Origin of the sequence: Ekhidna sp., from assembly GCF_965228795.1 — a bacterium.
In the GTDB taxonomy this organism is placed as follows: Bacteria; Bacteroidota; Bacteroidia; order Cytophagales; family Cyclobacteriaceae; genus Ekhidna.
In genome coordinates this window covers 4,106,153-4,119,639 of sequence record NZ_OZ245839.1, presented here as the reverse complement: position 1 = coordinate 4,119,639, position 13,487 = coordinate 4,106,153, and the positions used below count along the sequence as shown (strand labels likewise).

Below are 13,487 nucleotides of genomic sequence, written 5' to 3'. Positions count from 1 at the left end.
AGTGATTCAAAAAAAAATGAGTGTCAAAGATAATGAGAGATAGAAGACTGACCAGCTACTTACTTTCCACAACTTTTCGAGTTAAATTTGCGCCTCAAAATAAATTGAATAATATGGCGTCAAAATATGATCTTATTGTAATCGGAAGTGGACCTGGTGGATATGTAGCTGCTATCAGAGCATCTCAGCTAGGAATGAAAGTAGGAGTTGTGGAGAAAGCTGAACTTGGTGGTGTATGTCTAAACTGGGGCTGTATCCCTACCAAAGCACTACTGAAAAGTGCACAGGTATTTGAATATATCAATCATGCGGATGATTACGGGATCAAGGTAAAGGATGCAAAAGCTGATTTCTCAGGTATGGTAAAAAGGAGCCGTGAAGTTGCAGGAGGAATGAGCAAAGGAATTCAGTTTCTATTTAAGAAAAATAAGATTGATCACATTGCGGGGCATGGTACGCTGAAGAAAGGTAAGAAAGTAGAAGTGAAGGCCGAAGATGGCAAGGTGACTACCTACAATGCAGATCACATCATACTGGCCACCGGCGGGCGAGCAAGAGAGCTCCCCAACTTACCAATAGACGGAAAGAAAATCATCGGGTACAGAGAAGCAATGGTTCTTGATAAGCAGCCAAAGAAAATGGTGGTTGTTGGTTCCGGTGCAATAGGAGTTGAGTTTGCTTATTTCTATAAATCAATTGGTACTGAAGTGACCATTGTGGAGTTTATGGATCGAATCGTTCCTGTAGAGGACGAGGAGGTAAGTAAGCAACTGGAACGAACCTATAAAAAGGCTGGTATGAAGATCATGACCAGTTCTGAGGTAACCAAAGTAGATACTAAAGGTTCGGGTTGCAAAGTAACAGTGAAAACAAAGAAAGGTGAAGAGCAGATTGAATGCGATGTGGTACTGTCCGCTGTAGGGGTTGCTACCAATCTTGAGAATCTTGGGCTTGAAGATGTAGGGGTGAAGACGGATAAAGGTAAAGTCGTCGTTGATGATTACTATAAAACCAATGTGGATGGCGTTTACGCGATCGGAGACATTGTAAAAGGCCAGGCGCTAGCACACGTAGCTTCTGCAGAGGGTATCATCTGTGTTGAGAAAATCAAAGGCATGAATGTTGAGCCTTTGGATTATAACAACATCCCGGGATGTACATATTGCTCTCCGGAGATTGCATCCGTAGGATATACTGAGAAAGCTGCTAAAGAAGCAGGTTATGAAATCAAAGTAGGAAAGTTCCCATTCTCAGCTTCTGGTAAGGCGAAAGCGGCCGGAGCATCTGATGGATTTGTAAAAGTAATCTTCGATGCGAAATACGGTGAGTGGCTTGGTGCGCACATGATCGGCGCGAATGTTACTGAAATGATTGCAGAAGCTGTGGCAGCCAGAAAACTGGAAACAACCGGACATGAAATCATCAAGACCGTTCACCCTCACCCGACCATGAGTGAAGCGGTGATGGAAGCGGCTGCAGCTGCTTATGATGAGGTGATTCACCTTTAATATTCAGTTAATGAAAAAAGTTATGTTACTAGCAGTCCTTTTCCTTTGGACTGCTTTTTCTTTTGCACAAGATTCAAATGCGAGTCTGGGGCTTGGTTTAGGGTTTGATTATGGTGGTCTTGGAGCTCAAGTAGCTGTTAAGACGAGTGATGAATTTGCACTATTTGCTGGTTTAGGAACCGCAATAGCAGGCCCTGGCTATAATCTAGGAGCTCGATATTTCATTGAATCCAAAAGACCGGAACAGTTTTATGTACATGCCATGTATGGCTATAATGCCGTGATTGTGATTCAAGGAATGTCAGAAGCTAACAAGGTTTATTATGGGCCTTCAATAGGAGGAGGAATTAATCTTCCTAATAAGAATAATACGTTTTGGGAGTTCGCATTGAATATTCCGTTTCGTCCATCTGATTTTCGTGATGATTGGGATGACCTAAATAACGATCCTGATATTCAAATTAATAGGTTGCTCCCTTTTACTATATCAATAGGGTATAATTTTAATTTGTAGCATTTTTAAGAATTAAGTAAACCCGTCCACCAAATGAAATGGTGGATCGGGGTTTTTATGCTACAGTCTTAACCTTTTTACTAACCTGATAACTGTAGCCATCGAGGAGGCGTTTCAAATCTTCCAATACTGCCGATCCTGTTGGTAAAGCTCCTGCACCTTTGCCCATGAATACATGGCGCCCACTGATCAGTGTTTCCACACTGACTGCATTGTTCTCAAAATCCACTGAATAGAGCTCATCATTTGGGCCAATACTCTCCGGCTTCACAGAGCAAATAATTTCATGATCTGTTTTTTTAAGGGTAGCTACCAATTTTACTTTTCTGCCTTTTGCCTTTGCCCGTTTGATATCTTCCTTAGTAACTCCTTCGATACTTTCAATCTCAAAACTCTTGATAGAGGAGACCTCTCCAAAAGCATGGTATGCTAAAATGGAGAGCTTGTACGATGCATCGATTCCACTTACATCCAACGATGGATTCCGCTCTGCAAAACCTTTCAATTGTGCATCTGAGAGTGCTTTATCAAACGACCAGTTATTTTGCTGCATTTGTGTCAAAATGTAATTGGAGGATCCATTCAATATTCCACGGATTTCCGTTACTTCCTGATCTCTGAGAAAACCATCCACTGAGTGCACAATTGGAATACCACCTCCAACAGCTGCTTCATATAAAAAACGAGAATCATAAGAAACATGCCATCCATGAACATCATTTAGGGATTCTCCAATCATTTTCTTATTTGCACTTATGACATCCTTTCCGACAAGAAACGCTTTTTCAACATACGTTTTTGCAGCGATTGGGTCATCAATTAACTCGATGATGATATCTATTTCATGGTCATCCAACAATTCATCCGGATTATCGGTGAAGTATAGCTCATGACCAATGCGAGGCAGGTCTAATCTTTTTACGCATACTTTTGAAATAATGGCAGGAAGGTTTGGATGCTTTTTTAGGTTTTCATAAAAGCCTTTCCCCACAGTACCAAACCCAAATAAGCCTATTTTTTTGGGTGTCTTCATATTGTTTCGTTTTTTAAAATGTTGTTGATCTGTTCCGTCTCTATTAGAAATCCATCATGACCATAAAGGCTCGATATGACATGTAGAGCGCTGTTTGAGACATGTTTGGCAATAAATTCCTGTTCTGAAACAGGGAATAAAAGGTCTGTGTCAAGCCCTATGACGATCGCTTTGGATTGTATTCGCTGAAGTGCGTTTTCTAATCCTCCAAAATGCCTCCCGACATCATGGCTATCCATGGCTTTCGAAAGCACGTAATAGCTATATGGACTGAATCGCTTTCTTAGTTTTTCACCTTGATAGCGCTGGTAAGATGAAGCTGAAAAATCTTCCCTTCTTCCATCTTGATCTGTTTGGGTCTTCTCATAGGTACCATAGTGACGATAGGAAAGCATCGCAATAGCTCTGGCTGTATCCAAACCATTGGCTGGATCAGCTTTTAGTGCCAGACGCTGTGTTTCATTAAAAGCAATTCCCCAGGCTGAATGCTTTGCATTGGTTGCAATGGGAATGATTACTTCAAATAAATCAGGTTCCTGTACAGCCCATTCCAGCAATTGCTGACCACCAAGTGAGCCTCCAATTCCGAGTTTGATAGAGTCAATTTTCAGGTGTTTTTTTAATTGTTTGTGACCTTCAACTATATCCCGAACGGTGATTAATGGATAATCATAGTCTTTTGGCTCGGTGCTTCCATAGCATGACCCTATTACATTTGCGCAGATAATAAAATCTTTTGTCGGGTTTATTGGACTACCTTCCTGAAACAGATTTTCCCACCATTCAGAAGGATCACTGTTTGCAGTAAGTGCATGAAAAACCCATACAACATTGGATTTTTCTGTATTCAATTCACCCCAGGTGGTGTATTGGATCCTAAGATCCCGGAGCGTTTCTCCACACTCCAGGACCAAAGGTTCCTCAACCTTAAAACCAAATGACTTAGACTTGTGCTGCGTTTGCATATACTTTTTCAAATGCTTGTTCAAAATCGGATTTGATGTCATCTATATGCTCAATTCCGACGGATACTCTCAAAAGATTGGGTAATACACCGGCATCCTTTTGTTCTCCTTCGGATAACTGCTGGTGGGTAGTAGCCGAAGGCTGAATGATCAGCGTTTTTGCATCTCCCACATTCGCCAGATGACTCACCAGCTTTAAGTTATCAACAAACTGTGTGGTTTCTTCCTTTTCTCCTTTTAGCTGGAAGGAGAGCACTCCTCCAAAACCATTTTTTAGGTACTTCTTAGCTAACTCATGATAAGGGCTGGAAGAAAGTCCCGGATAGTTTACTTTTTCTACCAGTGGGTGTTGCTCCAGCCATTTAGCCAATTCAAGTGCATTATCTACTGTTCGCTGTACTCTCAGTGAAAGGGTTTCTATTCCCTGGAGTAGTAGAAAGGAATTAAATGGACTAAGTGCCGGACCAAAATCTCGAAGACCCTCTACTCGCGCTCTTATTGCGAATGCGATGTTTGGTAAGCCCAATGGATTACCCTCACCAAACACCTCCCAAAACTTTAATCCATGATAACCTTCAGATGGCTCGGTAAATTGAGGGTATTTTCCGTTACCCCAATTGTAATTTCCACCATCGATGATCACCCCTCCAATAGTAGTACCATGTCCACCAATCCACTTGGTAGCCGAGGCAGTTACTACTGAGGCTCCATGCTCCAGAGGTCTAAACAGGTAACCAGCCGCTCCAAAGGTATTATCGACAATAAGCGGGATGTCATGATCCTTTGCTACTTCGGCGATCGCTTCAAAATCAGGGATGTTGAAACCCGGATTCCCGATGGTTTCCAGGTAAATCGCTTTGGTGTTCTGATCGATCAACCGTTCAAAATCGGAGGCTTTATCTGTTTTGGCAAAACGAGTTTCAATTCCCAGTCGCTTAAACGCCACCTTAAATTGATTATACGTGCCACCGTATAGAAATGACGTGGAGATGAAATTATCTCCTGACTGAAGGATATTGTTCAAGGCGATGAACTGGGCCGCCTGTCCTGAGCCCACTGCCAGTGCAGCCACTCCACCCTCCAAAGCAGCGATTCGCTTCTCGAATACATCATTCGTTGGATTCATGATCCGTGTATAGATGTTTCCAAATTCCTTAAGAGCAAACAGATTTGCTCCATGCTCAGAATCCTTGAATGTGTAAGATGAGGTTTGATAAATAGGCACTGCTCTCGATCGAGTTGTTTCATCGACTTCCTGTCCGGCGTGTAGCTGTAGTGTTTCGTATTTTAATGCTTGTGACATGTGTTGTAATTCTTTGATTGTAGAAATGAGATGTTGTGGATTTATCATAAATAACTGCCAAGTTGATTTATGAAGGGGTTTTTCCGGTTGAAGACGCACTTCAGACCTAAGATGATCGCAAACCCTAATGGATCAAATGGGAATTACCTGTTGCTACAACAGCAACACATACACATGAGATGGAATATCGATGAAGAAACGCAATTTCCCTGTCTGACTTGCTTGTCAGCTACTTGGGGAACGATGTGATTTTGTGTGTTCATAGCAATCAATTTATCGTTCAGGAATTAGCACCGTTTCCAAATTTCGGAGGGTTGCTAGCGCGTCATAGAGCCTGTCTCTCGGCGCTTCTTTATAAATCGATACCTTATCGATTTGATGATGCAAACGTAGAGCAGGAATTTTGGTTTCACCAAATATTTCCTTGATTAAAAAATTAAATAGTCGATAACTTATTGATTATGAGTTAAATAAAAATTATCGAATAAGTAACAGAAATAGTCTTAGAGTAGTAGTCATTTGATCTTTATCTTTATTCCAAACACTTCGAATATGCCTAAAACCATTATCGTATCTAATCGACTGCCAATTAAAATCAAACAAGAGGATGGTGAATTAACTCTTGAGCCAAGTGAGGGTGGACTAGCAACTGGCCTGGGGTCTATCTACAAAGAGGGGAACAATATTTGGATTGGTTGGCCAGGCCTTGCGATTAAAAAATCCAAGCAAAAGGAGGAGGTAATTGCCAGATTAAAGGAAGAAAACATGCGTCCTGTTTTCCTGACGGAGAAAGAAATTGAGGATTACTACGAGGGCTTTAGCAATGAAACTTTATGGCCTAATTTCCATTATTTCAATCAATATGCAGTTTATGATGAGAGTTTCTGGAGGGCCTATCAGCTGGTGAATCGCAAGTTTGCCGAGTCAATTGAAGCAGTTTTAGAAGACGGTGATACGCTCTGGATACACGATTATCAGTTATTGCTACTGCCTCAACTTGTAAGAGAAATTAAACCAAATGTAAGTATCGGATTCTTCTTGCATATCCCTTTTCCTTCTTATGAATCATTTCGACTTCTGCCGTGGAGAAGAGAGCTTTTACAGGGCATGATGGGGTCTGACTTTCTTGGATTTCATACTTATGATGATATGAGGCACTTTCTTTCAAGTGTCAATCGATTAGCAGGAATAGGGAATACGAATGGTAAAATCACGGTTGGTAATCGTCCGATCATGGCAGATGCTTTGCCAATGGGGATAGATTATGAAAAGTATGCAGAAGCGGCAGCACATCCGGATACTCTTGCCCGAGAAGTACGATATCGTACATCACTCGGAGATGTAAACGTCATTTTATCCATAGATCGACTGGATTATTCTAAAGGGATACCCCAGCGATTGCTGGCATTTGAACGTTTTTTAATGGAGTACCCGGAATTTAATGGAAAAGTCTCTTTACTAATGGTAGTAGTTCCTTCCAGGGACAGAGTGCCAAAATATGCGCAGTTGAAAGAAGAAATTGATTTGCTGGTGGGAAGGATAAACGGAAAGTTCAGCAAGATGGATTGGACACCCATTCATTATTTCTACCGCAGCTTTCCTTTGAATGCTTTGAGTGCATTTTACAGAATGGCAAATGTGGCGTTGGTCACACCAATGCGTGATGGCATGAACCTGGTTTGCAAAGAGTATATCGCAAGTAAATTGGATAAAAAGGGTGTGCTTATTTTAAGTGAAATGGCAGGCAGCTCTAAAGAACTGTCAGATGCGATTTTGATTAACCCAAATGATATGGATGCCATGGTGAGAGCCATGCGTGAGGCACTTATCATGCCTGAAGAAGAGCAGCAGCGCAGAATGGATATTATGCAACAATCTTTGAAACGATACAATATTCATTCATGGGTGAGTCTGTTTATGAAGCGTCTAAACTTTGTAAAACAGGAGCAGGCGAACCTACAGACCAAAGCCTTAAATGAAGAAATCACATCTCAGATCGAATCGTCTTATCGTAAATCAAAAGATCGAATCATTTTTCTGGATTATGACGGCACATTGGTTGGCTTCCATGCCAATCCGAATGATTCCAAGCCGGATAAAGAATTAAAGGATTTGCTTGCCAAAATCTCCAAGGATGCATCTAACAAAGTGGTAATCATCAGTGGCAGGGATCGGCATACCTTGAATGAATGGGTAAGCTCTTTCAATGTAGATATTATAGCAGAACATGGTGTGTGGCATAAAAGAAAAGGAGAGGAATGGACGCAGTTTATGGATCTTGATAATAGCTGGAAAGATGAATTTAGAAATGTACTTGAGATGTACGTAGACCGAACACCAGGATCATTTATTGAAGAAAAAGATTACTCGCTAGTGTGGCACTATAGGAAAGTAGAGACTGGTCTTGGGGAAATGCGAACGAGAGAGTTAACCAGTCATTTAAAGTACATCTCTTCAGAAAAGGATATTCAAATATTAGAAGGTCATAAGGTTATTGAGGTAAAGAACTTCCAGGTAAATAAAGGATTTGCAGTCACTCAATGGCTAAAGGAACATACCTACGATTTCTACATGGCATGTGGTGACGATTGGACAGATGAAGATACATTCAAAGCTTTACCAGATGAAGCGGTAACCATCAAGGTGGGTTCATCTTCTTCATCGGCCAAATATCGTGTTCAGAATCAGAAGGATATTCGTTCAGTCCTTAATAGGCTAATTGGGTGATTACAAAAATCCCGGCTGGTCTAGTTTCCTAGAGATTCGGCTAGCTGCATTTAGAAGTCCTACATGGCTATATGCTTGTGGGAAATTACCCCACATGCTGCCGTCTTCCGATTTTACATCTTCACTCAACAAACCTAGGTGGTTGCTGTAACTATTGAGTTTCTCAAAATATTCAATCGCTTCTTCTATTCTGCCTACGCAAGCTAATGCCTCTACATACCAGAAACCACAAATTAAGAAGGTCGTTTCAGGCTCGCCAAAATCATCCGTATGTCTGTAGCGATAGAAGAGTCCATCACCGCTGTGAAGTTCATTTTCCAGAGCTTTCAGGTGGTCTTTTGCAGCATCTGAATTAGGGTCTAAATAATTCATCAAAATGAGTTGAATGGTACTGGCATCCATTCGATCCACGCCGATGGCCTGGGCATAGCCTTTTTTACCTTTCACAAAACACTTTTCAATCATCTGGGCCGATTGGGTTTTTAGCTTGGTCGCAAGTTCACCCATGTTACTGTCCTTGAGAATTTTAGCAATTTGTATGGCCGCACTGCTTCCAGCCCAGTGAAAAAGATACGTGTAACAATGGTGTTGAGCTAAGTTTCTAAACTCCCACAAGCCTGCATCTTTTTCATCAAAGGTTTTCTCTATCATCTTCAGCGTTTTAAACACTAGTTCAGAAGTATTGAATCGTTCATTGAAAATGATTCGATGATCATTGTATAGCGGTAGAAGAGATATTAAAACCTGTCCATACACATCATTTTGAATATGAGTGTAGGCGTCATTGCCAATTCTGACCGGTTTGTTTCCAAGGTAGCCATCAAGTGGCAGTTCTTTTTCAATTAAAGCCTTTTGACCGGTGATGCTGTACAGCGGCTGGTACCGATCATTTTCCTCCAGGGTAGTATTGAGAATGTATTGAAAGTATTGCTCTGACTCTTCGAAGTGCCCAATGTTATTGAATGCGTTAAGCGTGTAATAAGTATCTCGCATCCAGCAGAATCGATAATCCCAATTCCTGGTACTTCCCGGGCTTTCGGGCAAACTGGTTGTGGTAGCAGCTACAATTGCACCGGTATCTTCATACTGGTGAATCTTAAGTGCCAATGCGGACCGAATGGCACTGGCTTGGTGAAAGTTCGAAATGTTGGCAGTTTTGACCCATTGCTGCCAATAATTTCTGGTCTTGATTAAAAAGTTTTCGCACGTTTCATCGAGAGATGCCTCTAAGGGTGGGCCCCAGGTCATCACTAAATATTTTGTTTCATTGAGCACAAATGATTCCTGGTTTAGGATATAACTCAATGAGATATTCGAGGTGAGTCTCACATGTGCCTCTAGTCCAAGAAAACGAATATGATTACTGCCCAGACTCGCTTCTGGTTTGATTTCGCCATACCCCCCTGATGGTTCACATTTTACTGTAATGCTCGGTGCTCCTGATAAGGGCTCTACTTTTCTGATCAGCATCAAAGGTTTGAAGTACCTGTTCATTTGGAAGAATCTGGGAGCAAAGTCAGTCACTCGATAACTTCCGGTTCCGGTGTTTATTTCGGTACAAAGGATGTTGGTGTTTTCTGTGTAATACTGGTTAGCGTGGTATTTTTCATCTGATGGCAATATCGAAAACGATCCTCCCTTGGCATTATCCAATAATCCCCCAAAGATGAAGCTGCTGTCAAATCTTGGCCAGCACATCCATTCAATGTTTGTGTTTAAGTTAATGTGTGCAGCAAACGCACAGTTGCCAATGATGCCATGATTATAGGCGTGTCTTTCTTTCATATACCGAAACCTTTAATGGGTGAAACTACAAAAGGAAACCGATACTGCTGCACCCAAAAAGGACTTAATGACGATTTGTAAAGGCGGTTTAAGTATATGATTATTGGCTCGAAGTAATGTTTGCTTTAATTTCACTGCTTCAAAAATTACACTATGGGTAAACTAATCATCAATAATCACGAAGAATTTGAGTCTCACCTGGGTAAGGTTATGGGGGAATCGGAGTGGCATCAGATCACTCAGGAGCAGATCAATAAGTTTGCAGATGCTACGCTAGATCATCAGTGGATTCACATAGATGAGGAAAAAGCGAAAAGTGGGCCTTTTGGAACGACCATTGCACATGGATACTTGACGCTATCATTGATGCCATACCTATGGGAGCAAATTGCCCAATTCAATAACGTGAAAATGTTAGTGAATTATGGAATTGATAAACTGAAATTTGGTCAGGCGGTGAAAGTGAATGATGAAATTAAGCTTACTGCTACGTTAAAATCTTTGGCCAATTTAAGGGGCATTTCCAAAGCAGAAGTAGAGGCTTTGTTGGAAATTAAAGGGGAAAAGAAACCAGCTTTTACAGCTACGATGATATTCTTATATCATTTTGAATAAGTGAATAAAAAAGGCCTAAGAAGAGGCCTTTTTTAATCCGTAAGAATGTTAATCATTCAGGTAGTTTGAAGAGAATATTCTGAATCATTTTTTGTCTAATTTTCTTACCACGCTGCTTGCCGGGGTTCCATTTCGGTGAGTTCATAAGTACTCGCACGGCTTCTTTGTCACATGCCCCACCAATTCCTTTTACTATATGGACATCAGTTAGACTTCCATCTTTTTCGACAATGAACTGAACAAACACACGTCCTTCTTTTTTATTATCCTGAGCAACCTGTGGGTATTTAAGATTTTCTCTTAGATATTGATTGAAAGCATCTATTCCACCTGGAAAGGATGCGGACTCTTCTACGATGGTAAAGACTTCATTTTCATAATCTGCTTCCTGCACTTCTACTGCTTTATTAAAGAGCTCAGAATCCTGGCTGACAATCATTACAACACTTTTATGATCACCTTCCTTATTGACGAAAATTTTAGCTATTTGTCCCGGATCATAAGTATTTAGCTTTTCTATACTAGCTTCATTGTCCAGGCTTGTTTCAACAACTGTATATTTTACGTTGGGATTATTTCGTTGAAGTTCTCTGAGTGCTGCTTTCACATCTTCTGAGTAATCGATTTGCTGATTGCTCTCATCCGCGATTCGCTTAATCTCTGATTCCAGCTCATCTTCACATGCGAACATTGCTCCTGAGATGGCCACTAAAGCGGTAACGCTAGCTACCTTCCAGTTACTGATTTTCTTTTTCATTTTTTTCATAAAGTTTAAACGGTTAAAAATCGGAGCATCATCGAATGAACTGGCCAGGTTCATCCCATGAGCTCGCAAGGTGCATTGCACCAAGGTCTTCGTGTACGTCTTACTGTTTGTATTCAAGGCAAATGCATCCGCCTCAAATTCATGTACTTTTTTCAGTTCTTTGATCATTAACCAAATGGATGGAAGCCACCAAAGAGGAATTGTCAACAAGTGGAAGAAGATCATATCAATCGAGTGAAGGTTCTTTGCATGTCCCAGCTCATGCCGAACGATATCTGAAGGGTTTTCGAAATGATCACTGTCTATGAATATCCATTTGAGAAACGTGAAGCTGGTCTCTAGAGAGGAAAGGTGGTATACTTTAATTCCATCAATATGTTTTTTCACGCTATTCTGGTGGTAGCGTACAATTTGAAAGAGTCCTGTTAGAAATTTTACTGCGAAAAAACCAGAAATACCAATAGCGATTATTTCATACCAGGTCGTCGAGGCTGATGTCAGATTTGATTCTGAGGTAACAAAGGTTGGATATACACTTGATGAAAGATTGACAAATACTGACTCAGATGATGTGGGAATCTCTAATAATGGTATCATCAACGCTACTATACTTGAACCCAAAAGAAAGAATCTAAGAAAGCTCAGCTGTGTTTCTTTCGCAAGCATAAGCTTGTAAATACCATAAAAAAGCAGATGAAGTATGGCAACTTCTATAATGTAACTAATCATGATTTATTCTTTTTTAGCTCATCCAAAAGTTTTTCCAAATCCCGCACACTCATCTCTTTTTCCTTCGTAAAGAATGAAACAAGTTCTTTATATGATCCGCTGAAATATTTGTCAACAAAGCGGTTGAGGTATTTCTTGCTGTAGTCTTCCTTATCGATAAGTGGGAAATACCGATGTGATTTACCAAATGCTTCATGTCCAACAAATCCCTTCTTTTCCATTATTCTGATGAGGGTGGAGATGGTATTATAGGCGGGCTTTGGGTCATTATATTCTTCAACAATCTCTTTGACAAATGCTTTTTCCAATTGCCAAAGAACCTGCATGATTTCTTCTTCTGCTTGAGTGAGTGGTTTCATGGTTTAACTAATAACTTAGTTTCAAAACTAATCTTTTAGTTTAAAGATGCAAATTATTTTAAACTAAATTTTTAGTTGATCAAGGATCGGGCATAAAAAAAGGCCTCAAATGAGGCCTTCAGAAATTATTCTTTGGTTGTTATTAAGACAGTGCCTTCTTCATTACCGCCCCAATATCAGCAGGAGAGTCCACTACATGCAAACCGCACTCGCCCATGATTCTCATTTTTGCTTCTGCAGTATCATCTTTTCCTCCGATGATCGCACCTGCGTGTCCCATTCTTCTTCCCGGAGGAGCTGTCTGTCCTGCTATGAAACCAACCACCGGCTTTTTGTTTCCATTCTCCTGAATCCACTTCGCAGCGTCAGCCTCGTATGAGCCACCGATCTCACCAATCATCACTATGCCATCTGTCTCAGGATCTTCCATCAGCATTTGAACGGCTTCTTTGGTAGACGTACCAATGATTGGATCTCCACCAATTCCAATTGCAGTAGAAATACCCATTCCTGCTTTTACTACCTGATCGGCTGCTTCGTAAGTCAGTGTTCCTGATTTTGAAACGATTCCTACTTTTCCTTTTTTGAAAACAAAACCCGGCATAATGCCCACTTTCGCTTCTTCCGGAGTGATTACTCCCGGACAGTTTGGTCCAACGAGGATCGCTCCCCTTGATTTAGCGTAAGGTTTAGCTTTCATCATATCTTTTACAGGAATACCCTCAGTGATGGTAACTATCACTTTAATGCCTGCATCTGCAGCTTCCATAATTGCATCTGCAGCGAAAGCCGGTGGAACAAAAATGATGGTAACATCAGCACCCGTCTTATCTACAGCTTCTTTTACGGTATTGAATACCGGTTTATCCAAATGAGTCTGACCTCCTTTGCCGGGAGTGACACCACCCACAACATTGGAACCGTATTCGATCATTTGACCTGCGTGAAACGTACCCTCAGAGCCTGTAAAACCCTGTACAATGATTTTGGAATCTTTATTTACAAGAACACTCATTTCTATTAGATTTTCCGCAAAAATATATGATTAAATCTGTCTACCAATTACTTCAGCAATTTGCCGTTCATAAAATGACAATTAATCCACTTGAATTACTGTGATCTTAAAATTTTCTTCTGAATCCGCATGTAATTGGCATGCTTTTCGCAAAGATTTTTAATGTTA

General features: G+C 40.8%; 11 protein-coding genes and 1 riboswitch. Of the genes, 4 read left to right on the top strand and 7 right to left on the bottom strand.

What is annotated here, in order from left to right; all coding sequences use genetic code 11:
- Window positions 1-113 precede the first annotated feature (113 nt).
- Together lpdA and ACQK2H_RS18555 are read left to right on the top strand one after the other, a co-directional pair.
- Window positions 114-1,508: a dihydrolipoyl dehydrogenase gene (lpdA, locus tag ACQK2H_RS18560; protein ID WP_425392879.1), complete on the top strand. Its 1,395-nt coding sequence runs from the start codon at window positions 114-116 to the stop codon at window positions 1,506-1,508.
- Window positions 1,509-1,518: 10 nt separating this feature from the next.
- Window positions 1,519-2,022, top strand: a complete 504-nt coding sequence (locus ACQK2H_RS18555; protein WP_425392878.1) for a hypothetical protein — start codon at window positions 1,519-1,521, stop codon at window positions 2,020-2,022.
- Between the two features lie 55 nt (window positions 2,023-2,077).
- Here the strand turns inward: ACQK2H_RS18555 and ACQK2H_RS18550 are convergent, their stop codons facing one another.
- The 3 genes from ACQK2H_RS18550 to ACQK2H_RS18540 are packed head-to-tail and all read right to left on the bottom strand — an operon-like array spanning window position 2,078 to window position 5,323.
- A complete protein-coding gene (locus tag ACQK2H_RS18550; protein WP_425392877.1) occupies window positions 2,078-3,055 on the bottom strand; it encodes a homoserine dehydrogenase in 978 nt (325 codons plus the stop codon).
- Entirely contained in the window at window positions 3,052-4,020 is a 969-nt protein-coding gene (locus ACQK2H_RS18545) for a homoserine O-acetyltransferase family protein (protein WP_425392876.1), read from the bottom strand. The genes ACQK2H_RS18550 and ACQK2H_RS18545 overlap by 4 nt, the downstream gene beginning before the upstream one ends.
- The gene (locus ACQK2H_RS18540) at window positions 3,998-5,323 is read right to left on the bottom strand and encodes an O-acetylhomoserine aminocarboxypropyltransferase/cysteine synthase family protein (RefSeq protein WP_425392875.1); all 1,326 of its coding nucleotides are present in this window, start codon (window positions 5,321-5,323) and stop codon (window positions 3,998-4,000) included. Before ACQK2H_RS18540 ends, ACQK2H_RS18545 begins: the two co-directional genes overlap by 23 nt.
- A 256-nt stretch (window positions 5,324-5,579) precedes the next feature.
- Window positions 5,580-5,684, bottom strand: a riboswitch (SAM riboswitch).
- A gap of 191 nt (window positions 5,685-5,875) precedes the next feature.
- Between ACQK2H_RS18540 and ACQK2H_RS18535 the strand changes: the two genes are divergently transcribed.
- Window positions 5,876-8,050, top strand: a complete 2,175-nt coding sequence (locus tag ACQK2H_RS18535) for a bifunctional alpha,alpha-trehalose-phosphate synthase (UDP-forming)/trehalose-phosphatase (protein WP_425392874.1) — start codon at window positions 5,876-5,878, stop codon at window positions 8,048-8,050.
- On the opposite strand, the gene ACQK2H_RS18530 is transcribed toward ACQK2H_RS18535, so the two are convergent.
- Window positions 8,051-9,835 carry a glycoside hydrolase family 15 protein gene (locus tag ACQK2H_RS18530; protein ID WP_425392873.1) on the bottom strand — a complete coding sequence of 595 codons (1,785 nt, stop codon included), beginning with the start codon at window positions 9,833-9,835 and terminating at the stop codon, window positions 8,051-8,053.
- 153 nt (window positions 9,836-9,988) lie between these two features.
- On the opposite strand from ACQK2H_RS18530, the gene ACQK2H_RS18525 reads away from it, so the two are divergent.
- Window positions 9,989-10,450: a MaoC family dehydratase gene (locus tag ACQK2H_RS18525; RefSeq protein ID WP_425392872.1), complete on the top strand. Its 462-nt coding sequence runs from the start codon at window positions 9,989-9,991 to the stop codon at window positions 10,448-10,450.
- Window positions 10,451-10,502: 52 nt separating this feature from the next.
- On the opposite strand, the gene ACQK2H_RS18520 is transcribed toward ACQK2H_RS18525, so the two are convergent.
- The 3 genes from ACQK2H_RS18520 to sucD all read right to left on the bottom strand — a co-directional run bounded on the left by ACQK2H_RS18520 (window position 10,503) and on the right by sucD (window position 13,319).
- The gene (locus ACQK2H_RS18520) at window positions 10,503-11,945 is read right to left on the bottom strand and encodes a TonB family protein (protein ID WP_425392871.1); all 1,443 of its coding nucleotides are present in this window, start codon (window positions 11,943-11,945) and stop codon (window positions 10,503-10,505) included.
- Complete coding sequence (locus ACQK2H_RS18515; RefSeq protein WP_425392870.1) at window positions 11,942-12,304, bottom strand: BlaI/MecI/CopY family transcriptional regulator; 363 nt, start codon at window positions 12,302-12,304, stop codon at window positions 11,942-11,944. Before ACQK2H_RS18515 ends, ACQK2H_RS18520 begins: the two co-directional genes overlap by 4 nt.
- Before the next feature lie 142 nt (window positions 12,305-12,446).
- Window positions 12,447-13,319 (bottom strand): succinate--CoA ligase subunit alpha, encoded by an 873-nt coding sequence (gene sucD, locus ACQK2H_RS18510; RefSeq protein WP_425392869.1) that lies wholly within the window; start codon window positions 13,317-13,319, stop codon window positions 12,447-12,449.
- Between the last annotated feature and the right edge of the window lie 168 nt (window positions 13,320-13,487).

Coding starts and splice junctions, on each gene's coding strand:
- lpdA (WP_425392879.1), top strand. CDS start 114: ATGGCGTCAAAATATGATCTTATTGTAATCGGAAGTGGACCTGGTGGA.
- ACQK2H_RS18555 (WP_425392878.1), top strand. CDS start 1,519: ATGAAAAAAGTTATGTTACTAGCAGTCCTTTTCCTTTGGACTGCTTTT.
- ACQK2H_RS18550 (WP_425392877.1), bottom strand. CDS start 3,055: ATGAAGACACCCAAAAAAATAGGCTTATTTGGGTTTGGTACTGTGGGG.
- ACQK2H_RS18545 (WP_425392876.1), bottom strand. CDS start 4,020: ATGCAAACGCAGCACAAGTCTAAGTCATTTGGTTTTAAGGTTGAGGAA.
- ACQK2H_RS18540 (WP_425392875.1), bottom strand. CDS start 5,323: ATGTCACAAGCATTAAAATACGAAACACTACAGCTACACGCCGGACAG.
- ACQK2H_RS18535 (WP_425392874.1), top strand. CDS start 5,876: ATGCCTAAAACCATTATCGTATCTAATCGACTGCCAATTAAAATCAAA.
- ACQK2H_RS18530 (WP_425392873.1), bottom strand. CDS start 9,835: ATGAAAGAAAGACACGCCTATAATCATGGCATCATTGGCAACTGTGCG.
- ACQK2H_RS18525 (WP_425392872.1), top strand. CDS start 9,989: ATGGGTAAACTAATCATCAATAATCACGAAGAATTTGAGTCTCACCTG.
- ACQK2H_RS18520 (WP_425392871.1), bottom strand. CDS start 11,945: ATGATTAGTTACATTATAGAAGTTGCCATACTTCATCTGCTTTTTTAT.
- ACQK2H_RS18515 (WP_425392870.1), bottom strand. CDS start 12,304: ATGAAACCACTCACTCAAGCAGAAGAAGAAATCATGCAGGTTCTTTGG.
- sucD (WP_425392869.1), bottom strand. CDS start 13,319: ATGAGTGTTCTTGTAAATAAAGATTCCAAAATCATTGTACAGGGTTTT.